At 49.2% G+C, this 24,383-nt stretch carries 18 protein-coding genes, 4 pseudogenes and 1 other annotated feature; all 22 genes and pseudogenes read left to right on the forward strand.

The window, feature by feature from the left end; genetic code table 11:
* Positions 1-23 precede the first annotated feature (23 nt).
* The 22 genes and pseudogenes from ASL14_RS22155 (at position 24) to ileS (ending at position 24,291) form a co-directional block, all read left to right on the forward strand.
* Positions 24-1,510, forward strand: a pseudogene (locus ASL14_RS22155) (UDP-N-acetylmuramoyl-L-alanyl-D-glutamate--2,6-diaminopimelate ligase).
* A pseudogene (locus ASL14_RS22160) lies at positions 1,507-2,912 on the forward strand (UDP-N-acetylmuramoyl-tripeptide--D-alanyl-D-alanine ligase). Before ASL14_RS22155 ends, ASL14_RS22160 begins: the two co-directional pseudogenes overlap by 4 nt.
* A 22-nt stretch (positions 2,913-2,934) precedes the next feature.
* A pseudogene (gene mraY / locus ASL14_RS22165) lies at positions 2,935-3,898 on the forward strand (phospho-N-acetylmuramoyl-pentapeptide-transferase).
* Between the two features lie 4 nt (positions 3,899-3,902).
* Positions 3,903-5,324: a UDP-N-acetylmuramoyl-L-alanine--D-glutamate ligase gene (gene murD / locus ASL14_RS22170; protein ID WP_134913484.1), complete on the forward strand. Its 1,422-nt coding sequence runs from the start codon at positions 3,903-3,905 to the stop codon at positions 5,322-5,324.
* A gap of 49 nt (positions 5,325-5,373) precedes the next feature.
* Positions 5,374-6,470: pseudogene (gene spoVE / locus ASL14_RS22175) on the forward strand (stage V sporulation protein E).
* Between the two features lie 6 nt (positions 6,471-6,476).
* Positions 6,477-7,586, forward strand: coding sequence for an undecaprenyldiphospho-muramoylpentapeptide beta-N-acetylglucosaminyltransferase (murG, locus tag ASL14_RS22180; RefSeq protein WP_134913485.1), 1,110 nt, complete (start codon positions 6,477-6,479; stop codon positions 7,584-7,586).
* Between the two features lie 146 nt (positions 7,587-7,732).
* Positions 7,733-8,638, forward strand: a complete 906-nt coding sequence (gene murB, locus ASL14_RS22185) for a UDP-N-acetylmuramate dehydrogenase (protein ID WP_134913486.1) — start codon at positions 7,733-7,735, stop codon at positions 8,636-8,638.
* A complete protein-coding gene (gene murA, locus ASL14_RS22190; protein WP_187644771.1) occupies positions 8,628-9,938 on the forward strand; it encodes a UDP-N-acetylglucosamine 1-carboxyvinyltransferase in 1,311 nt (436 codons plus the stop codon). Before murB ends, murA begins: the two co-directional genes overlap by 11 nt.
* A gap of 56 nt (positions 9,939-9,994) precedes the next feature.
* On the forward strand, positions 9,995-10,759 hold the full coding sequence (locus tag ASL14_RS22195) for a cell division protein FtsQ/DivIB (protein WP_134913488.1): 765 nt from the start codon (positions 9,995-9,997) through the stop codon (positions 10,757-10,759).
* Between the two features lie 199 nt (positions 10,760-10,958).
* Positions 10,959-12,230 carry a cell division protein FtsA gene (gene ftsA / locus ASL14_RS22200; RefSeq protein ID WP_134913489.1) on the forward strand — a complete coding sequence of 424 codons (1,272 nt, stop codon included), beginning with the start codon at positions 10,959-10,961 and terminating at the stop codon, positions 12,228-12,230.
* Positions 12,231-12,297: 67 nt separating this feature from the next.
* Positions 12,298-13,422: a cell division protein FtsZ gene (gene ftsZ, locus ASL14_RS22205; protein ID WP_044649277.1), complete on the forward strand. Its 1,125-nt coding sequence runs from the start codon at positions 12,298-12,300 to the stop codon at positions 13,420-13,422.
* Positions 13,423-13,654: 232 nt separating this feature from the next.
* A complete protein-coding gene (gene spoIIGA / locus ASL14_RS22210; RefSeq protein WP_134913490.1) occupies positions 13,655-14,731 on the forward strand; it encodes a sigma-E processing peptidase SpoIIGA in 1,077 nt (358 codons plus the stop codon).
* Between the two features lies 1 nt (position 14,732).
* Entirely contained in the window at positions 14,733-15,473 is a 741-nt protein-coding gene (sigE, locus tag ASL14_RS22215; RefSeq protein WP_014282431.1) for an RNA polymerase sporulation sigma factor SigE, read from the forward strand.
* 96 nt (positions 15,474-15,569) lie between these two features.
* On the forward strand, positions 15,570-16,352 hold the full coding sequence (gene sigG / locus ASL14_RS22220; protein WP_025684639.1) for an RNA polymerase sporulation sigma factor SigG: 783 nt from the start codon (positions 15,570-15,572) through the stop codon (positions 16,350-16,352).
* Between the two features lie 125 nt (positions 16,353-16,477).
* Positions 16,478-16,816 carry a YlmC/YmxH family sporulation protein gene (locus tag ASL14_RS22225; RefSeq protein WP_134913491.1) on the forward strand — a complete coding sequence of 113 codons (339 nt, stop codon included), beginning with the start codon at positions 16,478-16,480 and terminating at the stop codon, positions 16,814-16,816.
* An 83-nt stretch (positions 16,817-16,899) separates the two neighbouring features.
* A complete protein-coding gene (gene pgeF / locus ASL14_RS22230) occupies positions 16,900-17,784 on the forward strand; it encodes a peptidoglycan editing factor PgeF (RefSeq protein ID WP_134913492.1) in 885 nt (294 codons plus the stop codon).
* Between the two features lie 8 nt (positions 17,785-17,792).
* Complete coding sequence (locus ASL14_RS22235; protein WP_134913493.1) at positions 17,793-18,494, forward strand: YggS family pyridoxal phosphate-dependent enzyme; 702 nt, start codon at positions 17,793-17,795, stop codon at positions 18,492-18,494.
* The gene (locus tag ASL14_RS22240) at positions 18,485-18,937 is read left to right on the forward strand and encodes a cell division protein SepF (RefSeq protein WP_025684635.1); all 453 of its coding nucleotides are present in this window, start codon (positions 18,485-18,487) and stop codon (positions 18,935-18,937) included. Before ASL14_RS22235 ends, ASL14_RS22240 begins: the two co-directional genes overlap by 10 nt.
* 7 nt (positions 18,938-18,944) lie before the next feature.
* Positions 18,945-19,202, forward strand: a complete 258-nt coding sequence (locus tag ASL14_RS22245) for a YggT family protein (protein ID WP_134913494.1) — start codon at positions 18,945-18,947, stop codon at positions 19,200-19,202.
* 8 nt (positions 19,203-19,210) lie between these two features.
* The gene (locus ASL14_RS22250) at positions 19,211-19,993 is read left to right on the forward strand and encodes a YlmH family RNA-binding protein (protein ID WP_134913495.1); all 783 of its coding nucleotides are present in this window, start codon (positions 19,211-19,213) and stop codon (positions 19,991-19,993) included.
* A gap of 171 nt (positions 19,994-20,164) precedes the next feature.
* Entirely contained in the window at positions 20,165-20,674 is a 510-nt protein-coding gene (locus ASL14_RS22255; protein ID WP_134913496.1) for a DivIVA domain-containing protein, read from the forward strand.
* A gap of 163 nt (positions 20,675-20,837) precedes the next feature.
* Positions 20,838-21,124, forward strand: a binding site (T-box leader).
* 77 nt (positions 21,125-21,201) lie between these two features.
* The gene (gene ileS / locus ASL14_RS22260) at positions 21,202-24,291 is read left to right on the forward strand and encodes an isoleucine--tRNA ligase (protein WP_134913497.1); all 3,090 of its coding nucleotides are present in this window, start codon (positions 21,202-21,204) and stop codon (positions 24,289-24,291) included.
* Positions 24,292-24,383 lie beyond the last annotated feature (92 nt).

Raw genomic sequence — 24,383 nt, forward strand, 5'->3', positions numbered from 1 at the left:
AGAGAGCAATGGAGGAATGAAAGATGCAGCTTCAACAATTGGCTTCACTGCTGGCCGCCTCCCGCATTGTGGGGGACGGTACAGTGGACTGCCGAGGAATCGGGGCGGACTCACGCCGGGTACAGCAGGGAGATTTATTTTTGTGTCTGCCCGGTTTTACAGTTGACGGACACGATTATGCACAGCAGGCAGTTGCGTCCGGAGCGGCGGCTTTGGTTGTGGAACGGGAATTGAATGTACCTGTACCACAACTTATAGTCAAGGATGCCCGGTACGCAATGGCGGTTTTGGCTGATTATATGTTTGATTCACCGAGCCGCCGTATGCGCATGATTGGCATAACCGGAACCAATGGCAAAACAACTATAACTTATCTAATTGAAAAATCTTGAACGATGCCGGAATGAACACTGGACTGATCGGAACGATTCAAATGCGTTACGGTGGTCAGTCCTACCCTATGTCCGGTACCACACCCGAGGCGGTAGAGCTGCAACGCTATCTTGGAAATATGGCGGAGCAAGGGGTCCAATGCTGTGCGATGGAGGTATCTTCACATGCACTGGAGCAAGGGCGCGTGAAAGGAACTGATTTTCGCACCGCTATTTTTACGAACCTGACGCAGGATCATCTGGACTACCATAACACGATGGAGGAGTACCGTGCGGCCAAAGGATTGTTGTTTTCTCGCTTGGGAAATACCTTTTCGCGGGATGCGTCGGACAGTAAATATGCTGTTCTGAATGCGGATGACCCGGCCTCCTCCTATTTTCAGGCTATCACTGCAGCCCAAGTGATTACATACGGCGTGCAAAAGGAGTCGGATGTGCAGGCATCCCATATCGCTGTAGGTGCCAAGGGCACATCCTTCCATGTCTCTACTTTTAAAGGAGATACCGATATTGAGCTGCGCATGGTGGGCAAGTTCAATGTGTATAACGCATTGGCAGCCATCACGGCCGCTTTGCTGGAAGGAGTGGCTCTGCCTGATATCAAGCACAGCTTGGAGTCCATAGCAGGCGTAGACGGACGGGTAGAGCCTGTAGACGAAGGTCAGCCATTTGCAGTTATCGTGGACTATGCCCATACACCGGATGGACTGGAGAATGTGCTCCGCACCGTTAAGGAGTTTGCAGTTGGTAAAGTATGGTGTGTATTCGGGTGCGGCGGGGATCGGGATCGTACAAAACGTCCTTTGATGGGAAAAATTGCTGCTCAATACAGCGATCATGCTTTTATTACCTCGGATAATCCGCGGACAGAGGACCCGGAAGCTATTTTGAAAGACATTGAGCAAGGACTGATTGATGAAGGTATACCCGCAGAACGTTACGAGCTGATCGTAGATCGTAGAGCTGCTATTCATAAAGCTGTTGAAATGGCAAGCCCTGACGATGTAGTATTGATTGCGGGAAAAGGTCATGAGACCTACCAGTTGATCGGAAAAACGGTGCATGAATTCGATGACCGCATCGTAGCCAAAGAAGCGATAAGGGGTTTATCCAAGTGATGAAAAGAACAATCGGTCAAATCGCCTCCATGAGCGGGGGAACGCTTCACATAGAGGCGGACGCCGAACGAATGGTTGAGGGCGTTTTTACAGATTCACGCAAGCCGCAGGCTCAGGGGCTGTTCGTTCCACTCGCGGGTGAACGGTTTGACGGACATGATTATGTGCAGCAGATCGTGAGTGGAGAAGGAGCGGCTGCTTTTTTATGGCAAAAGGATCACGGTACACCCCCGGCAGGGAATGTGATTGAAGTAGAGGATACCTTGGTGACCCTCCAGCGTCTTGCGGCCGCATATTTGCGGGAGACGGGTGTACCTGTCGTAGGGATTACCGGAAGCAATGGCAAAACGACGACAAAAGACATCGTCAACGCTCTGTTGGGTACGACCTTTAAAGTACACAAAACCGAAGGGAATTATAACAACCACATCGGTCTGCCTCTAACGGTGCTATCCATGCCGCAGGATACGGACATCCTCATTTTGGAGATGGGCATGAGCGGACGCGGGGAAATTCGCCTGCTGACGGATATTGCCCAGCCTGATGTAGCGGTCATTACGAACATTGGCGAATCGCATTTGCTCCAGCTCGGTTCCCGTGTGGAAATAGCACGTGCAAAGCTGGAAATCGTCAGCGGTCTCAAACCCGGAGGCTTGCTGATTTACAATGGAGATGAACCGCTATTGCCGCAAGTGCTCGCGGAGCCCGAAACGGTTAAGCCTGACGGTTTGAAGCTGTTCACGTTCGGTATGTCTGCGGATAACGATGATTATCCAACTGGAATAACTACGGATGGAGAAGGCAGTTTGTTCACGACGGCCCAATCCGACAAGGATGCTTTCCGGCTTCCGTTGCTTGGTCAGCACAATGTTGTGAACGGTTTGGCAGCACTGGCGGTAGCGCGTCATTTTGGGGTGGATGCAGACCATGTGCGCAAAGGGCTGTCGGCTTTGAAGTTGACAGGCATGCGCATTGAGGTCGTGAGCTGCACCAATGGGCTTACCGTGCTGAACGATGCTTATAACGCCAGTCCGGCTTCAATGAAAGCTGCAATTCAGACGTTATCCGGTTACGAAACGAAGGGACGTAAAATCGCCGTGCTGGGTGATATGCTAGAGCTGGGTCCCGAGGAAAAGCAATTCCACGAGGAAATTGGGCTTTTGCAGCGAAACATGACGTAGACGTGCTGTTCACCTACGGTGTGTTGGGCACGTCCATTGCGCATGGGGCGCAAGCGTCCATGCCGTCTGATGACGTACATGCTTATGAAGATAAGCAAAACCTGATCCAAGACCTGCAAGCTTACCTCCGTGCCGATGATATCGTGCTGGTAAAGGCATCCCGAGGGATGCGACTGGAAGAAATTGTGGATGCGCTGAAAAACGGTCCACTACAGAACTGATGTTGACGAGAGGGAGACTCCCATGGATATTCAATTATTACTGCTGACGATCGTCGTATCGTTATACTGGCGGTCATTGCCGCTCCAATACTCATTCCGCTGCTGCGGCGAATGAAATTCGGCCAGCAGGTCCGGGATGACGGGCCACAAAGCCATCTTAAAAAGACGGGTACGCCTACTATGGGTGGAATCGTTATTCTGGTGGCTTTTACGCTGACCTTTCTTAAGTTTTCGGCGATTAAAAATACGGATTTTTACGTCCTGCTGGTTGCTACGCTGGGTTTGGGCTGATTGGCTTCCTGGACGACTATATCAAAATTGTATTCAAGCGTTCGCTTGGACTAACAGCCCGTCAAAAGCTATTCGGGCAATTGCTGTTCAGTGGAATCATGTGCTGGCTTCTGATGAGTAACGATCACAGCACTGCCATTGGAATTCCGGGAACTTCCTGGTCGTTTGATTGGAGTGGCTGGTTCTATTATCCGTTCATCGTTATTATGATGCTGGCGATTAGCAACGCCGTCAACTTCACAGATGGGCTGGACGGGCTGCTGTCCGGTACCAGTGCGATTGCCTTCGGTGCTTATGCCATCGTAGCTATTCAAGCAACCTCGCTTCCGGCTGCGGTTTGCTCAGCGGCCATGATTGGTGCTGTACTTGGCTTTCTTGTATACAACGCACATCCGGCCAAGGTATTTATGGGCGATACAGGCTCGCTGGGAATCGGAGGCGCTATAGGTGCCATCGCTATCGTCACCAAAGCGAAATTTTGTTCATTATTATTGGTGGTGTATTTGTAATTGAAATGCTGTCCGTAGTTTTGCAAGTAGCTTCCTTTAAACACGTGGCAAACGTATTTTCAAAATGAGCCCGATTCATCATCATTTCGAGCTGTCCGGCTGGTCCGAATGGCGCGTAGTTATTACATTTGGGCTGTAGGACTGCTGCTGGCAGGACTCGGACTTTATCTCAACAAGGGGTTGTAGACAAATGAATCATCCAGACACATACCGAGAGCAAGAGGTCGTTATTATAGGCCTGGCCAAAAGTGGCGTGCAAGTCGCCAAGGTACTGCACCAGGCCGGGGCCAAGCTGACAGTCAATGATAAAAAAGACAGGGAACAATGTCCCGAAGCTTCTGAATTAGAGGCTTTGGGAATTTCCGTTTTATGCGGCAGTCACCCGGAAGGGCTAATTCATCCGGGAGTGAAGCTGGTTGTCAAAAATCCGGGTATTCCTTATACGGCCCCGCCAGTGCAGAAAGCTGTCGAACTGGGGATTGAGGTCGTGACCGAGGTCGAGGTCGCCTATCATCTATGCAAAGCGCCGATGATCGGGATTACAGGCTCGAATGGGAAAACGACCACGACCACTTGGGTAGGTAAGCTGTTAGAGGCATCCGGTATGAAGCCGATCGTGGCTGGTAATATCGGCACGCCATTATGTGAGGCCGCTGTGGATGCCAGATCGGACGAGTGGATGGTGGTGGAGCTGAGCAGTTTTCAGTTAAAAGGAACAAAGGATTTTAAACCTGCTGTAGCCTGCTTGCTGAACGTGGCTGAAACCCATCTGGATTATCATGGTGACATGGAGGATTATGTTGCGTCCAAGGCGCGTCTGTTTGCCAATCAAACGGCGGCTGATACTGCGGTATTGAACTGGGATGATCCCGTTTGTCGGGAGCTTGTGCCCTATATCAAAGCGAAGCTGCTCCCGTTCTCAATGACGGAACGTTTGCAGGAAGGGTTGTTCGCTGACCCGCCATACATACCGGATGTGACGGATGACATCGAACGCAGCATCGTATATCGCGATGCGAGTGGTGTGGTGCATCCGATTATAGGCGTTGCCGAGATTGGTCTTCCGGGCCGCTTTAATGTGGAAAATGCCCTCGCTGCTTGCGCGATTGCTATTGCTGCAGGAGTGGAGCCGTCTGAATTGGCGGAACCGCTAAGCGCTTTTCGTGGAGTGGAGCATCGGCTCGAATATGTTGGAGAACATGCCGGGGCAGCTTATTACAACAATTCTAAAGCAACCAATTCCAAAGCGACGATGATGGCGCTGTCTTCCTTCAAGCAACCTATTGTATTGATTGCCGGAGGATTGGACCGGGGTTCGGATTATGCAGAGCTCGTACCGTCCTTGCAGGAGGGTGTAAAGGCTGTTGTGCTGCTGGGCGAGACTCGGCATAAGCTGGCAGACCGGGCACGTCAGGCTGGAATAGAGCGTATCGAGGTCGTCGATAATGGGGAGGACGCCGCCGCTACGCTCGTGGAGGCTGTGAACAAGGCTGCTAAACTTGCTGAGCCGGGAGATGTTGTATTGCTCTCACCCGCGTGCGCAAGTTGGGATATGTTCCGGTCCTACGAAGAGCGTGGACGTATTTTTAAAGAGGCGGCGCATAAATTGTAAGTAGGGGGGTTGGATAAGCCCCTACTTTTATGCAAGGGGTGGCCTCCTGATGAAGCAATCTCGTCCAGCGCCGGATATATGGCTTTCGTCTGTATTTTGAGCTTGTTAGCCATCGGCATGGTTATGGTATACAGTGCGGGCGCCGTCCTCGCTTTTCACGAGTACGGGGACTCCTACTATTTTGTGAAGCGGCAATTGCTGTTCGCCGGGCTAGGTCTTGTAGCGATGTACTTTACTGCCCGAACGGACTATCGGATCTGGCAGAAGTATGCCAAGGTCGTACTGCTGATCTGTCTCGCTCTGCTGGTTGCCGTACTCATTCCCGGTATTGGTGTAGTCAGAGGCGGTGCACGAAGCTGGCTCGGTATCAGTTCTTTTGGCATTCAGCCATCCGAGTTTATGAAGCTGGGCATGATTCTTTTTCTCGCCCGCTGGCTCAGCCGCCCGGATTATGATATTAATTCCTTTATGCACGGCCTGCTGCCCCCGCTTGGACTCATGGGACTGGCCTTTGGCCTGATTATGCTCCAGCCCGATTTGGGTACAGGCACAGTGATGATGGGGGCGTCCATGCTGATCGTATTTACGGCAGGCGCACGTATGAAGCATTTGGGATTGCTGGCATTAACGGGAGCGGTCGGATTTGCGGCACTGATTGCGGCTGCGCCTTATCGGCTCCAGCGGATCACTGCGTTTCTGGACCCATGGTCCGATCCGCTTGGTGCAGGCTATCAGATTATTCAATCGCTGTACGCCATTGGACCTGGTGGGCTGGCAGGCTTGGGGCTTGGCATGAGCCGCCAGAAATACAGCTATGTTCCCGAGCCGCAGACGGACTTTATTTTTTCGATTTTGGCGGAGGAGCTTGGCTTTATCGGTGGAATGACGGTGCTGGCGCTCTTTCTGGTTCTCGTGTGGAGAGGAATGCGCGTCGCTATTACCATTCCGGATACTTACGGCAGTTTGCTCGCTGTGGGCATTGTAGGAATGGTTGCCGTACAGGTGGTCATTAACATAGGTGTCGTAATCGGCTTAATGCCGGTGACAGGAATAACACTGCCCTTAATCAGCTACGGAGGCTCTTCTCTAACGTTGATGCTAACAGCGCTGGGCATTTTACTGAATTTATCACGTTATGCGAGGTGAACGTTTATGCGCGTCGTGTTGAGCGGCGGCGGTACCGGAGGACACATTTATCCGGCGCTCGCCGTAGCCAGACAGTGCGAAGAGATTGATCCGGACGCTGAATTTTTATACATTGGCGGTCAGCGGGGACTGGAAAGTAAGCTGGTTCCTCAGGAAAAAATTCCATTCGAGGCTATTGATATTACAGGATTCCGTCGCAGCCTGTCTGTGGAAAATATAAAAACGATTATGCGCTTCTTCAAAGGGGTCCGCAGATCCAAAGCATTATTGAAAAAATTCAAGCCGGATATCGTGATCGGCACGGGGGGTTATGTATGTGGCCCTGTCGTCTATGCAGCTTCCAAGTTGGGGATACCCAGCATTATTCATGAGCAAAACGCAATTCCGGGCCTGACCAATGCGTTTCTGAGTCGTTACGTGGATACGGTGGCTGTCAGCTTTGAGGGCTCGGAAGGGGCTTTCCCCAAAGCTAAAAATGTACTGTACACCGGGAATCCGCGCGCTACAACGGTTCGTCAGGCTAACCGGGACCGGGGCTTTGCTACCATCGGGGTTCCAATGAACAGCTCGGTCGTGCTTGTGGTCGGTGGCAGCAGGGGAGCAAAGGCCATCAATGATGCCATGATTGCAATGGCTCCGCAACTTTCGCAACTGAAAGACGTCCATTTTGTATATGTGACTGGTGAATCTTACTATGAGCAGACGTTGGACAGCATACGGGATCAGATCGGCTCACTACCCAATCATCTGCATGTGCTTCCCTATATTCACAATATGCCGGAGGTGCTGGCTTGTACCTCTTTAATCGTTAATCGCGCCGGCGCATCCTTTTTGGCTGAAATCACATCTTTGGGTATTCCATCCATTTTGATTCCATCTCCCAATGTGACGAACAACCATCAGGAGGCCAATGCCCGTACACTTGAAAAAGCAGGGGCTTCGGTCATGATTGTGGAGAAGGACCTGAATGGTTCGTCCTTGTTTCAATCCATTGCGGGGATCATGGAGGATGAGGCATTGCGCAGCCGAATGGCTGAATCAGCGTCTGCGCTTGGCAAGCCTGATTCAGCTAATATTTTAGTAAAAGAAATGGAGCGTCTTGCCCGTAAAAGTTAGACCGCAGCGCAGACTGGGCGGTTGTCACACACCGGATGGTATTGACATAAGATACCCTATACATTGTGACCATCACTCAGGCTGCCGGCTGTCAGGTGAGAGCCATACAACCATGCGGGGCAAGCAACAAGGAGGTTTCAGTACAAATGCAGCAATGGATGCCATTATTAGCGGAGCATGATATCGGAAAAGTGCTGGAGCATGAGCCGCTTTCCAAATATACGACGTGGAAGATTGGGGGTCCGGCGGATGCACTTGTCATCCCGGATACCAAGGAGCAGCTAGCAACTTTACTGCGGCTGGCTGGCGAGCACGGAATCCCGTGGATGCAGTTGGGACGGGGCTCGAACATGCTCGTTTCCGATAAAGGAATCCGGGGTCTCGTGATCAAACTGGGACCGGGATTTGATTATGTCCGTTTTGAAGATGAACGGATCGTCGCCGGTGGAGGCGTGTCACTAGTCAAACTGTGTGTCATGGCCAGCAAGCAGGGGCTATCCGGCCTCGAATTTGCGGGAGGTATCCCGGGATCGGTTGGCGGGGCTGTCTACATGAACGCCGGTGCCCATGGGTCTGATGTGTCACAAATATTCCAGTCCGCTGAGATTGTACTGGATACAGGGGAATTGGCTGTGTATGATGCCGAACAAATGCATTTCAGCTATCGCCACTCCGTGCTGCACGAGCAGCGTGGAATGGTGACAGAAGCGGTGTTTCGGATGAAGCAGGGCGACCGAGAGGAAATTTCGGCGGCGCTTGCGGCCTTCAAAGATCGTCGCAGGCAGACTCAGCCGTTACAGCTGGCCTGTGCGGGAAGCGTGTTTCGCAATCCGCCAGGAGACTATGCGGCCCGTCTTATTGAAGATGCAGGTCTCAAGGGCTTAAAGGCTGGAGGCGCTGAAGTTTCCGTACAGCATGCCAATTTCATTGTAAATACCGGTCAAGCGACAGCAGAGGACGTGCTTACCCTAATGAAGCATATTCAAAGTACAATATCATCTCAAACCGGCATCAAGCTAGTTCCGGAGGTTTTCGTAGTGGGTGAGCGGTAAACTCGGAGGTGATACATTGGACAAATTGGTGATTGAGGGAGGCCGTCCCTTGTCAGGCACCATACGTATCCATGGGGCAAAAAATGCGGCACTGCCTATTCTTGCGGCAAGCTTGCTTGCACAAGGTAAGGTAGAAATTCGGAATGTGCCCCATTTATTAGACATTAAGGTCATGCTGCACATCCTTGAGAGACTTGGCTGTACATGCCGACATGAAGAGGAAACGGTATACGTGGATACGTCGTCCGTCCGAACGTTCCAGATTCCGGAAGATTTGATGAAGCAAATGCGCTCGTCTATCTTTCTCATGGGACCGCTGCTCGCCAGATATGGAGAAGTTTCCATTTACCAACCGGGAGGCTGCGCTATAGGCGAGCGCAAAATTGATCTTCACCTGGAGGGCCTTAAGGCGCTTGGAGCGGAGATCGTGGAAAAAGAAGAACAAATTACATTTCGGGCCCGCAAGCTGACTGGAACGGATATCCATCTGGATTTCCCGAGCGTGGGGGCTACAGAAAACATTATGATGGCCGCTGCGTTGGCCGAAGGCCAGACAACGATTACCAACGCAGCGAGGGAACCTGAGATTCAGGATCTTCAAAACTTCCTGAATGCGATGGGAGCTCGTATTATCGGAGCGGGGACGGATACGATTACGATTACGGGAGTCAACTCCTTGAATCCGTGTACGTATGAGGTTATTCCCGACCGTATTGTGGCCGGGACCGTTATGATCGCGGCTGCGGCCACGCGTGGCAGTGTGTCGTTGACGCACTGTAATCCCTCCCATTTGTCCGCTCTGATTCACGTCCTCAGGCGGGCTGGTGTTCAAATCGGCATCTTGAATGATATAATGACCGTAAGCTGCATGAGCCGCCCCAAAGCGGTGGAAAGGATTGTTACCTCCCCTTACCCGTCTTTTCCGACGGACTTGCAGTCACAAGTCATGGTGCTGCTTTCTCTGGCAGATGGCTTTAGTGTGATGAAAGAGACGGTCTTCGAAAGTCGATTCAAACATGTGGATGAATTGAATGTGATGGGTGCCGATATTACGGTTGATGCGAATGCCGCCTTTATACGGGGAGTTCCCCGTCTGTACGGGGCCACGGTAGAGGCTACCGATCTACGCGCGGGGGCTGCGCTGGTTATAGCGGGCCTGGCAGCTCAAGGCCTTACCATTGTCGAGCAGGTACACCATATTGACAGAGGGTATGACCGGATTGAGCGTCTTTTCCAGGGACTGGGTGCACGAATGAGCCGTCAGTCTCCGGTGCCGGAGCAACTGGATTTCGTAAATTAATGCCTGTAATGTCCCTCCTTTAGCGGAGGGACCAAAGGCTTTTGTGGAGAGAAGCTATGCCAAACGCTCAAATACCTGTTCTTAAACAGAACAGAATGAAAAAAAGAACAAGTCGGAAGATTGCCATCCTGCTCATTTTGTTGTTTATCGTACTGCTTGCTGTTCTCTTTTTCCGTTCCTCGTTAAGCCGTGTTTCTGAAATCCGTTTTGACGGTAATGTATTTTCGACTCGGGAACAGTTGCTTAATCGAAGTGGTCTGGCTATCGGGGATCAGTATTTCGGAGTCAGTTCTTCAGGCATTTCCAATAAGCTGCGAGAGATTCAGTCGATTCAACAAGTAACAGTGGACAAGCAGTTTCCAGGAGTTATTGCTGTTCATATTAAAGAGTATGCTACGGTTGCTTACGAGTTGCAGAGTGATGGGAGCCTGCGCGCCATTCTTGCAAATGGGACAAGCGTTGGCGTGGGCAGCAGCGGAATTGCAGTTGAGAAGCCCATTTTGACCAAATGGAAATCGGATGATCCCTACAAAGCAAAGCTGTGTGATGCGTTATCTCGGATTCCGGGGGAATGGACAGCCGACATTTCGGAAATCATTCCCGCGCCGATCCCTTCTTTTCCGGACCGCATAAAAATGTATACACGCTCTCAATTTGAGGTCATTACGACGGTTTCTCTTCTGAGCTCTAAAATCAGCTATTTGAATCAGGTGCTGGAAACAGAAGAGCCCGGTTTGATCACCATGCTGGAGGCAGATTCCTACGTTCCGTTCAAACAGGACACGAGCGAAGAGGGCCAAGAAAAAGATACTACTCAGTGATGTGAAAAAATGCTAGAATTGATTTTATGGGTAATAGACTTGCCTCCTTCTTTTTTCTTCGAATTTTTATGTGACTACAACCATAAATTGGCTTCTAAAAAATTTGTAGAAAAAAGAGGGAAAGCATGGAGTATGTTGAATATGTAAAGAGTGTGTTCAAAGAACGAAATTCATTTTGGAGTCAGGAGGTGCCACAGACTTGAGCAACAATGACATCATTGTTAGTTTGGACATCGGTACATCCAAAGTTCGGGCTATTATTGGGGAAATGAACAATGGAACCTTTAATATTATTGGAGTTGGATCTGCCGACTCGGAAGGGATTCGCAAAGGTGCAATTGTAGACATCGATCAAACCGTGCAATCAATCCGTAACGCCGTGGATCACGCAGAGCGCATGGTTGGTATTCAAATAACGGAAGTGTATGTGGGGATTTCAGGTAACCATATTGGCCTGCAAAATAGTCATGGTGTAGTAGCCGTGTCCAACGAGGACCGTGAAATCGGTGAGGAGGACATTGAGCGTGTGCTCAAGGCAGCCGAAGTTATTGCAGTACCACCAGAGAGAGAAATTATTGACGTGGTAGCCAAGCAGTATGTCGTGGATGGCCTTGAAGGTATTCAAGACCCTCGAGGTATGATCGGAGTTCGTTTGGAAGTAGAAGCTACGATTGTTACGGGAGGCAAGACGCCGATACATAATCTGTTGCGCTGCGTTGAGAAAGGCGGCTTGAGGATCAAAGATTTAGTGCTACTGCCTCTGGGTGCCGGACAATTGTCACTTTCGAAGGATGAGAAGGTGATGGGTTCGGTGCTGGTGGATATTGGTGCAGGCTCTACAAATGTTGCTATTTTCCAGGAAGGAACGATTGTTGCTACATCTACACTTCCCATCGGTGGAGAATTTGTAACCAATGACATTGCCTACGGATTGAGAACCCTTACCGATCAAGCCGAAAAAGTAAAGCTTAAATACGGCTGCGCATGGTATGATGATGCGGCAGCCGATGTGGTCTTTAAAGTGACCCGTATCGGTAGTAATGTCGATAAGGAATTCAATCAGCAGGACTTGGCTGCCATTATTGAGCCGAGGGTGCAGGAAATTTTTCAACTCATTCAGGCGGAAGTTAAGCGCTTGGGTTACACAGAGCTTCCGGGGGGTTATATACTTACCGGAGGCACCGTCTCCATGCCTGGTGTACTTCAGGTGGCACAAAGCGAACTGGCCGCTTCTGTAAGGATCGCCGTACCGGACTTTATCGGTGTAAGGGATCCGGGCTACACAAGCGGAGTCGGCATCTTGCATAATGCCATTCGCTACTATCGCGGAAGATCGACCAGCGTTAGCAGCAGTAGCGGTGGAAGTTCCAAGAAGCCGACCAACCGAACCAAGAGTAGTCCCGCTGCGGAAGGCGAGCAAAAGCAGGGGTTGATTGAACGCTTAAAAAACATGTTCAGTGAGTTTATATAACGTTCATTGCTAATTATGCCAATCATGGACGGGCCATCCATGCACATTGAGGGGGAGATGGAATAGTATGTTGGAATTTGATTTTGAAATGGAGAGCTTGGCTCAAATTAAAGTGATCGGCGTCGGAGGCGGCGGCAGCAATGCGGTTAACCGAATGATCGAAAATGGTGTTCAGGGTGTGGAGTTTATCACCGTCAACACGGATGCTCAGGCGCTTCATTTAGCGAAGTCTGAGCATAAGCTTCAAATTGGTGATAAGTTGACTCGCGGCTTGGGTGCCGGTGCTAATCCGGATGTGGGTAAAAAAGCGGCTGAGGAGTCGCGTGAACTCATTATGAACACGCTCAAAGGTGCGGATATGGTATTCGTGACAGCGGGAATGGGTGGCGGGACAGGTACCGGAGCAGCCCCTGTCATTGCTGAAATTGCCAAGGAATGCGGCGCGCTGACTGTAGGCGTTGTAACACGACCATTCACATTTGAAGGGCGCAAGCGCTCCAATCAAGCCGAGCTGGGCATTGAGGGATTAAAAGAAAAGGTAGACACCTTGATCGTAATCCCGAATGATCGACTGCTTGAAATTGTGGACAAAAAGACCCCAATGCTGGAAGCATTCCGTGAAGCGGACAATGTTCTTCGTCAGGCGGTACAAGGTATTTCTGATTTGATCGCTGTACCGGGTCTGATCAACCTTGACTTTGCTGACGTAAAAACGATCATGACGGAGCGTGGCTCAGCCTTGATGGGAATTGGCGAAGCAACTGGCGAGAATCGGGCGGCTGAAGCAGCACGCAAGGCTATCATGAGTCCGTTGTTGGAAACATCGATTGAAGGCGCACGGGGTGTGATTATGAACATCACTGGCGGTAACAATCTGTCTTTGTACGAAGTGAATGAAGCGGCTGAAATTGTAACGTCGGCTTCCGATCCGGAGGTCAACATGATTTTCGGTGCTATCATTGACGAAGAATTGAAAGAAGAGATCAAGGTTACCGTCATTGCCACTGGCTTTGAAGGTAAACCAAGCCAACCAGCACCGGGGCGTAAACCGGCTGCCAACCCGGCGGCACCTGAATCGGCGGAGAAGGGTTCTCCTAACTTGCGTCCGTTCGGCAACACTCAGAGCAGTGATCAACTCGATATTCCGACATTTTTACGTAACCGTTCACGCAATAATAACAACGATAACTAGATTGAAATCAGATAGCCCGTATTCTCCTTGGAGATACGGGCTTCTTTTGTTTTCTGCATCTTGTGTTCGATTCGTTAGCCGATTCCAATGTAAGAACTCCATTTTTACCATTTCCCGTGCTTCTCCCCTTTCCGACAAAATTAGTCGGTCACCGTCCCCATCGTTAGACAGACTTTGAACAGCATGACTACTATACTTAAGCCTATCCTGCAAACGCTGGGCGGGTGAATCTTTGGTTGTTTATATCGACTTAATTTTTTTGGCCAATTTGTTCATTGATGGTGTACTGCTGATGGCTACCGCCTGGATGAGAAAAATTCGTCTGGTGTGGTGGCGGCTGCTTGCTTCGGCTGTCATCGGTGCGATGTACGTGGTCATGATGTTTGTGCCGGAGCTGTCCTTTTTATTTACGTTCCTGATTAAGCTGGCATTATCGGTCATTATGCTGTTGGTGGCTTTTGGATTTGGCAGCATGCAAAAGTACCTTCGTACAATGGGTGCTTTTTATATGATCAATTTTGTAGCAGCGGGAGGAATTCTGGGGATACATTATTTACTCCAGAGTACGGGGGAATTATTTAATGGCATTTGGTACACGGCTTCAGGTGGAATGTCCTTTGAGCTGAAAATTGCATTCTGGTTTATTTTATGCACGTTTGGCGGAGTGATGCTTTTCTTTCGTATTGTGCAATCTTCAAAGCAGCGTACGGAAAGGATGAGTGGATTTCTGGGTGAGGTGCAGGTATGGATCGGGCAGGATCATATTGAGTGTACAGGCTTGTTGGATACGGGGAACCAACTTCATGATCCTTTGACACGGACACCCGTGATGGTCATGGAGGCTGCCTTGTGGGAGGCATATTTACCCTCTTCCTGGCTCCAAAAGCTATCTGAGGGAAATGCGGATCAGCTGGTGATGGAGTTGGGAGACGAATCGTTCAACTGGCAGGATCGAGTTCGTCTCGTACCCTATCGTGGCATTAACCGTAACCACTCCTTTATGCTCGCACTCAAACCGGATCGCGTAGAGGTGGTGATGAATGGAGCTCGCTATGTGCATTATCGAGTGCTGATCGGCTTGGATGGGGGTACGTTGTCAGCAGAGGGAAAATACCGCGCGATTATTCACCCGGACGTGACGGCACACGCGGAGGGGGCTGCTGAGCTGGACCAGAAGCAGGAAGCATACTTTGAAACGCAGGACGATGGTCGTGGACACACGATCAGGTCTGAAGGCAATCAGGCTATGGCTGTAACGAATGAAGGGATGCAGCGAGAATTTGCACCATTTTCAGAAGGGGGAGAATGACATGCGGGAACAGATGAAATTCAAGATGAAAATCAGGTTGACTTTACAGTTGCAATATTATCGTATTTTATTTTTATTTGGGTTGAAAAGTGAAGAGATTTATTATATTGGCGGCAGCGAGGCGCTCCCCCCGCCGCTGACGAGGGATGAGGAAGAGTATTTGCTTGGAAAACTCTCTTCCGGAGATGCAGCAGTACGGTCCATGTTGATTGAACGGAATTTGCGGCTGGTGGTATACATTGCGCGTAAGTTTGAGAACACAGGAATCAACATTGAGGATCTCGTATCCATAGGGGCGATCGGACTTATCAAGGCAGTTAACACCTTTGATCCCGAGAAAAAAATCAAGCTCGCTACCTATGCTTCTCGATGCATCGAAAATGAAATTTTAATGTATTTGCGCCGAAATAGTAAAACGAGAACGGAAGTTTCTTTTGACGAGCCTTTGAATATTGATTGGGACGGGAACGAGTTGCTGCTTTCCGACGTGATGGGAACGGAAAATGATACCATTTACCGCAATATCGAGGAACAGGTTGACCGAAAATTATTGCATAAGGCGCTGGATAAGCTGACGGATCGGGAACGACTGATTATGGAGCTGCGTTTTGGCTTACAGGACGGGGAAGAGAAGACCCAGAAGGATGTTGCTGACCTGTTGGGTATCTCACAATCCTATATTTCGCGTCTGGAAAAACGTATTATAAAGCGCTTACGGAAAGAATTCAACAAAATGGTATGACGTTTGGGAATATTCAGAAGCGATGGAAACGGCGAATAAAAAAACACCCTCAGGAGATAATGTACATTAATGTTGCTCCTTGGGAGGTAAGACACGATGACCCGAAACAAAGTGGAAATTTGCGGTGTGGATACCGCCAAACTGCCAGTGCTAACCAATGTGGAAATGCGCGAGCTGTTCACATCACTTCAGCAAAATAATGAACGATCAGCCAGAGAAAAATTGGTTAACGGCAATCTACGGCTCGTCCTGAGTGTGATTCAGCGCTTTAACAATCGGGGAGAGTTTGTTGACGATTTGTTTCAGGTAGGATGCATCGGCCTGATGAAGGCGATTGATAATTTTGATCTTTCGCAAAACGTAAAGTTTTCCACTTATGCGGTTCCGATGATTATCGGTGAAATACGCCGGTATTTGCGGGACAACAATCCGATCCGTGTATCCCGTTCGCTGCGAGATATTGCATATAAGGCGCTTCAGGTGCGGGATAGTCTGACAAATCTGAATTCGCGGGAACCGACGATTTTTGAAATTTCTGAGGCGCTGAACGTGCCTAAGGAAGATGTTGTGTTCGCATTAGATGCGATTCAGGACCCGGTTTCGCTGTTCGAGCCGATATATCACGACGGGGGCGACCCAATCTATGTGATGGATCAGATCAGTGATGACAGAAATAAGGACGTCTCATGGATTGAGGAAATCGCTCTGCGGGAAGCGATGCATCGCCTGGGCCAGCGTGAAAAGATGATATTGTCCATGCGTTTTTATGAAGGAAAGACGCAGATGGAGGTTGCCGACGAAATCGGTATCTCTCAAGCCCAGGTTTCAAGATTAGAGAAGTCGGCCATACAGCAAATGCAAAAGCATGTGAAGTCGTAGTTCTTAAGGGAAGAGAAGCTTGGAAGGCATACCGATAAAAACGATCCTGCGTGGATCGTTTTTGCGTTTACAGGACATTTTTTGGGTTCTCCCTCTCATATAGTGAAATAAAGGATGTGATACGTGTGAGTGCACCGGAAACGTCGGTAAGGGCCATGAAAATTTCCGAGTTTCAAACAAAGGATGTCATTAACATTGTAGATGGGCGACGATTGGGACAAATCAGTGATTTGGAGATTGATGTACGACAGGGCAAAATCGAGGCCATTGTTGTCCCTGGCAGCAGCCGTTTTATGGGCTGGTTTGGAGGGGGAAGCGAACTGGTCATTCCTTGGCGCAACATTGTGAAAATTGGCTCGGATGTGGTACTTGTACGATTGGAGGGATTGCATGAGCAGCAGGGTGATGGTGAGGAAAAAATATATATTGAGCGCCAGGAACGAAATGATCGACGGGGATTTTGAGCTGTAGGAATATGTGCATTTGACAGCTATGTGAAGACACGGCGGCGGCTTTTTGGTACACTGGGCAGTAGAGGTGAAAACGAATGGAACCGTTTGTAGTGAATACCGGAGCAACGGGTGTCGCGTCAACGACAGATGGCGCGCATCCCTTGCCAGAGTTATTATATATTCAATCCTGGGAGAAACAGGTTCGTGGATTGACTGCAGGTTTTACCGGACGCCATGGCGGTGCCAGTGAAGTGCCTTACGAAAGTCTGAATTGTGCGTTTCATGTAGGGGATGACCCGGAGAAAGTTATTCGCAATCGGCAGCTTATTGCGGAGCAGCTCGGATTTGTGCCTGAAGCCTGGACCTGTGGAGAGCAGGTGCACGGTAATCACGTTGCTGTTGTAAAGGCTGCTGACCGCGGGCGCGGCTTTGTGGATCGTGCATCCGCTTTTCAGGATACAGACGGACTGTTGACCGATGTACCAGGCATTTTACTGACATCCTTTTATGCGGATTGCGTGCCGTTATATTTTTGTGATCCAGTGCGGCGTGTGATTGGGCTGGCACATGCGGGCTGGAAAGGAACGGTTGCCGAGATTGCACTGAAAATGGTGCAAACGATGCAGACCGAATATGGATCGCAGCCGTCTGATTTGCTTGCAGCCATCGGCCCTTCCATTGGTGCAAAGTCATACGAGGTGGATGAGCATGTGATGAGCCAAATTCGGGTTTTGGAGCATGATTGCCCGGGTAATGATAAATGGGAAAGCACTGTCTATTTCCCGTTAGGCGGCGGAAAAACGCTCCTTGACTTGAAACAATGCAATCGACACATTATGATGAAAGCAGGAATATTGCCGAGCCGTATCGAATGTACTACCTTATGCACGAGTAGCCGCAGCGATTTGTTTTTTTCGTATCGCAAGGAAGGCGGCGTCACAGGGAGAATGGCGAGCTGGATTGGTCTGGAAGAGAGGTGAGTCCTCCCGTGTCTTTGGAGGAACGAATTAAAGAGGTGAACGCCCGTGTGGAAGCGGCATGTGCCCGCAGCGGACGTTCGCGTGAAGAAGTAAATGTGATCGCTGTCACGAAATATGTTTCGGCAGCGGCGATGGCTTTTGTATTGGACAGTGGCTTGGAGCATGTTGGCGAAAATCGCTGGCAGGATGCTGCGGATAAATGGAGCAAGCTGGGTGACCGGGGAACATGGCATTTTATCGGTCATCTGCAAACGAATAAGGTTAAAGATGTCATTGGAAAATTTGAATTTATACATTCGCTTGACCGGCTGTCACTGGCTCAGGAATTGGACAAGAAGGCGGCTGCTCTTGAACTGAGGGTTAAAGCTTTTGTGCAAGTTAACATTTCTGGGGAAACTTCTAAATATGGTCTTTCTCCTGAGGCGGTGGTCCCTTTTTTGAAACAAATTCGTGAGCTTGAGCATGTGGACGTGATTGGCTTGATGACGATGGCTCCCCATGAGGAAGACCCGGAGAATACCCGGCCTGTATTTCGGGGGCTACGTGAATTGCGTGATGCGTTAAATGGACAAGCTTTAACGAGAGAACCTATTGTTCACCTGTCGATGGGCATGTCTAATGATTTTGAGGTGGCGGTTGAAGAAGGAGCGACCTGGTTACGGCTTGGTTCTGTACTGGTCGGACGAGAGGAGGATTTCCATTGGGCGTAATGAATAAGTTCATGAACTTCCTGGGACTTCAGGAAGAAGAGGAAGTTGTAGAGCGAGAGGTTATGAATACGCCGGAAGATCAAGAAATTGAAACCCCAAGCTTTGATAAACGTAAGAACCAGAAGGGCAATAATGTTGTCAGCATCCATTCACAGAAAAATGTGAAAGTTGTCCTGTATGAGCCGCGTTCTTATGATGAAGCACAAGAAATTGCCGACCATATTCGTTCCCATCGTACCGTCGTGGTCAATTTGCAACGCATCCGCAAGGATCAGGCGCTGCGAATCATTGATTTTTTAAGTGGTACTGTATATGCGTTGGGCGGAGGCATTTCCAAGGTGGGCAATAATATTTTCCTGTGTACACCGGATACGGTTGAAATTCAAGGCTCCATTACGGAAATACTAGCTGACACTGAACAAGAACTTAACAGAATGAGGTGAGCTTTTCTTGATCGAGGTAATCGGTTGGCTATTTCAGATTTATTCTTACATGATCATTGCATATGTCCTGATGTCGTGGCTTCCTAATGCAAGAGAGAGTGTGATCGGTGATTTACTTGCCAAGTTTGTGGAGCCGTATTTGTCTCCTTTTCGCAGATTTATACCGCCAATCTTCGGGATGATTGATATTTCACCCATCGTTGCGCTGATTGCTCTGCGTTTTGCGTCGTATGGTTTGATGTCTTTAATTAGGAATTTCGTCTAGGAGGACTTATGCGAACTGAGATTTATGAGCATTTTCACCCGGATGAACGGGATTATGTAGATCGCGCTTCCGAATGGATCAGTCATGCGGGGGCTTACCATGAGCAGAAGCTGACTGATTTTTTGGACCCGCGTCAACTGTACATATTGGAGACGCTTGCTTCGAAGGAAAACAAAGTCACGATTAGGGTAGATGGCGGTTATGAGGCATCGGAACGAAAGCGGGCGCTAATAGCGCCCGATTATTCGTATGTGGACGGAGAGAATATGGGAATTCAGGTTCTTTCCGTCACGTCCGATGATCATAAAATTAACACGTTGGAGCACGGGGATTATCTGGGTGCAATATTAGGACTTGGAATCAAGCGTGGAAAAATAGGGGATATTCATGTGCTGGACGACGGGTGCCATGTATTGGTGGCTTCAGAGATCAGCGATTTTATTACGATGCATTTACAGCAGGTTCACCGTGTTCATGTATGGACAGAACTGTTGCCTCCAGAAAATCTGCGGACGAAGGATGTTGCATTGGAGCCGCTGGACCTGACGGTGGCTTCTTTGCGTCTGGACGGCATTGCCAGTGATGTGTACAAGCTCAGCCGGAGCAAGATTTTAACTCCGATCCGCGCCGGACGTTGCCGGGTGAATTGGAAGGTGGAGGAGAATCCATCCACTTTACTCAAGGCAGGGGACGTTATTTCCATGCAGGGATTTGGACGTTTCAAAGTGCTGGAAACAGATGGAATGACAAAAAAAGGAAGATTCCGTGTCAAAATTGGCAAGTTTATATAGCTGGAGGCAGGAATCACGAGCTTTCTGTCGAAAGAATTAAGCTATAGCGAAGAACTGGAACGATTTTGCTCTGTACAGTATTCACAAAACGGGGTATGATGACCGATAGATGATAGTGAGCGTCGTGACGCGGAAAATGTTTTTTTGTCAATCTTATAGGAGGTGGACGGCATGCCATTAACGCCATTGGATATACATAACAAGGAATTTGCCCGCCGGCTTCGCGGTTATGACGAAGATCAGGTCAATGAATTTTTGGATCAGGTGATCAAGGATTACGAGGGCGTTATCCGTGAAAATAAAGAACTGAGTACACAGCTGTTGAATGTTCAGGACAAGCTCGATCATTTTTCGACCATTGAGGATACGCTGAGCAAGACGATTATCGTGGCGCAAGAAGCGGCTGATGAAGTCCGTAACAACGCCAAGAAAGAATCGCAGCTCATCGTGAAGGAAGCGGAAAAAAATGCGGACCGTATTGTGAATGAAGCGTTGTCCAAATCCCGCAAAATTGCGTTGGAGGTCGAGGAACTGAAGAAGCAGGCTTCGATTTACCGGGCACGTTTTCGTACATTGGTGGAGGCGCAGCTTGATTTGTTAAGTCATGACGGATGGGAAGCGCTTGAAAATCGTGAACGCGAAGTGCTGGAGCGCGAGCGTGAAATGAAAGAGATTTATTAATCGTCATCCCGAACAGCGATTTCTAGTCCTTGTCAGGGTTGACTTTTACCTTTAAACAGGCTATAACTGTAAATACTTGAATATCACGTTATCCATTGTGGGTAATGAGTCGTTATTCAGGGCAGCGAAGCTGCTGATTTAATATCCCGATGAATTTAACATTTGGAATTCGTTGATGGGAACGAGTACGTCATGATTTTGTTCCTCAGAGAGTTGGCCTTTTTCCGGTGCAAGCCAACGTTCAGAACATGACAGAAGATCCTCCCTGAGAAGTGAGCTGAAGCGCTTGGATTTTATCTGGTGTGTGTAAGCATTCACCGTTCGCCATACGTTATAATGGCGCCCTGCTGTAGTTGAGTAGGGCTCGGAGAGCCGTAACGGGACCAGTCTTTTTGAGATGGTCTGTTTACGGAATCAGGGTGGTAACGCGAGCACAGTCTCGTCCCTTACAGGGACGGGGCTTTTTTGTTGCTTTTTTTCAGAGAATGCTACACCAACCAATGATGATCAGAGAGGGAGTATGACTTATGAACAGAGTAGATGTCAAAGAAAAGGCACGGTCCCGCGACCTGCGCATCCTGAGCAAATGGAAGCAGGAGGACACGTTCCGCAAAACGATCACGCATCGTGAGGGTAAGCCAAACTTTGTATTTTATGAAGGTCCGCCAACAGCTAATGGTAAACCGCATATCGGTCACATGCTGGGCCGTGTAATTAAGGATTTTGTCGGCCGTTACCAGACGATGAAGGGGTATCGTGTCGTACGTAAGGCGGGTTGGGATACCCATGGGTTGCCGGTAGAATTGGGTGTACAGAAGCAACTGGGCATTTCCCATAAGCCTGAAATTGAGGAATACGGCGTTGAAAAGTTTATCAAAAAATGTAAAGCCAGCGTGTTTGAGTATGAGCAGCAATGGCGTGATCTGACCGAAGCTATCGGCTACTGGACAGACCTCGATAATCCATACATTACGCTGGATAATAACTATATCGAGAGTGTGTGGAACATTCTGGCGACGATTCACGAAAAGGGTCTGCTGTATCGCGGTCATCGCGTAAGTCCGTATTGTCCAGATTGTCAAACAACGTTGAGTTCTCATGAAGTGGCACAGGGCTACAAAGATGTAAAAGACCTGAGTGCCACGGCCAAATTCAAGCTCCATAGCAGTGGTGAATATGTGCTGGCCTGGACGACAACACCTTGGACCTTGCCGAGTCACGTGGCACTTGCCGTCAATCCTGATCTGGAATACGCTCGTGTAAAACAGGAAGACGGTGTATACATCGTTGCCAAAAATCTCGTCGAAGATGTGATTAAAGGCGATCATGAAGTGATTGGCACGCTGCCGGGTTCGGAACTGGTAGGTCAAACGTATACTCCGCCATTTACTTATTTCCAAGTCGAGAAGGGCAATCAGATTCTGGGTGCGAAGTTCGTAACGGACTCCAGCGGTACAGGTATCGTTCATATGGCTCCTGCGCATGGTGAAGATGATTACCGGGTATGTCGTGAAAACGGCGTTGGATTCATCAATGTGGTGGATCTCCAAGGTAACTACGTAGAGGAAATCACTGATTTTGCAGGCCGTTTTGTAAAGGACTGTGATGTGGATATTGTTAAAATGCTGTCGGAAAAAGGCTTGCTGTACAGCAAGGAAAAATACGAGCATAGTTATCCGTTCTGCTGGCGCTGTGATACTCCGCTATTGTACTATGCCATGGATAGCTGGTTTATCAAAACAACTGCCATCAAGGATCAACTGATTGCCAACAATAACGAAGTTGAATGGTATCCGGGTCATATACGCGAAGGACGCTTCGGCAAGTTTTTGGAGGAATTGGTGGACTGGAACATCAGCCGTGATCGCTATTGGGGCACACCGCTGAATATCTGGGTTTGTGAAGAAACCGGAGAGCAGTTCGCTCCGCATAGTATTGCTGAACTACGGGAACGTGCGATTGGTGACGTACCAGCCGACATTGAGCTGCACAAGCCATATGTAGATGAAATCAAGGTTCGCAGTACATGCGGTAAATACGAAATGACCCGTACACCGGAAGTGATCGACGTATGGTTCGACAGCGGCTCCATGCCTTTTGCCCAACATCATTATCCGTTTGAAAATAATGAAACATTCGAGCAGCAATTCCCGGCAGACATGATCTGTGAAGGTATTGACCAGACTCGTGGCTGGTTCTACAGCTTGCTTGCTGTTTCCACCATGCTGACAGGCAAAGCCCCTTATAAAGCAGTTATGGCGACAGGCCACGTACTGGATGAGCAGGGACAGAAAATGTCTAAATCCAAGGGAAATGTGATTGATCCGTGGGAAGTGATTGACGAGTACGGTACAGATGCTTTCCGTTGGGCTTTGTTGTCCGATAGTGCACCGTGGAATAGCAAACGTTTTTCCAAAGGCATTGTAGGCGAAGCCAAATCGAAGCTGGTAGATACGCTCGTAAATACACATGCTTTCCTGACCTTGTATGCGGATATCGACGGGTTTGATCCGGCACAGCATCCGTTCAAGCCATCAGCACACAAGCTGGATCGCTGGATTTTGTCCCGCCTCAACAGCTTGATTCTGGTGGTGGACAAAGCGCTGACAGTGAACGACTTCCTGAATTCGTCCAAAGCGATTGAGTCGTTCGTGGATGAACTGAGCAACTGGTATATCCGCCGTTCGCGCGACCGATTCTGGGGCCATGGCCTTACAGAAGATAAATTGGATGCGTACCGCACACTGACTGAGGTGTTATTGACGACAGCGAAGCTGCTTGCGCCGTTCACGCCGATGCTGGCTGAGGATATTTACCTAAACCTGAGCAACGGGGAAAGCGTTCATCTGGATGATTATCCGACTGCCAATGATGACCTGATTGATCTGGAACTGGAACGTGACATGGAGACGGCTCGCCGCGTAGTAGAACTGGCGCGCAACGTCCGTAACGAAACGGGACTGAAAACGCGTCAGCCGTTGTCTGAATTGATTTTGTCCATGGATCAGGATTTTGAGCTGAGTGGTTATGAGGAAATCATCAAGGATGAGATCAATGTGAAACATATTCATGTTGAAACGGACGACAGTGGCTTTGTAGACTTCACACTGAAGCTGAATTTGAAGGTAGCGGGCAAGAAATACGGCAAAAATGTCGGCTTCCTGCAAAACTTTTTCAAAGGAATGTCTGCGGAGGACACTCGTTCGGTTGTAGAAAAAGGAGTGCTGAACGTGGCTTCTCCAGAAGGGGAAGAGTTACAGGTTACAGCCGAGGAATTGCTGGTGGAGAAAAAAGCGAAGGAAGGCTTTGCTTCCGCTTCCGGCTACGGTTTAACAGTAGCGTTGAACACGGACATTACGCCTGAGCTGGAGCAAGAGGGTTGGGTACGTGAGGTTGTTCGTGCGGTGCAGGACTACCGTAAAAAGCTGGATCTGCCAATTGAAAAGCATGTCGCACTGACGCTGGATGTAGATAGTGAGTTGCGTCAGGCGATCGAAAACTTCGATTCGGTGTTGCGTGAGAACGTATTGGTAACCACGGTGACATTTGGCCAAGCCGAGCCTGTGGAACGCGTTGAAGTGAACGGTAAAACCATCGGCGTGCATATTGGGGAATAATTACAAGACCCCTGTCCCATAATACAATAACAGGCAGCATATAAAAACGAGCCTAAGCATTGGAAACGGATGGATGATCTCCGTTACTTGCT

This window comes from Paenibacillus sp. IHB B 3084, from assembly GCF_001447315.1.
In the GTDB taxonomy this organism is placed as follows: Bacteria; Bacillota; Bacilli; order Paenibacillales; family Paenibacillaceae; genus Paenibacillus.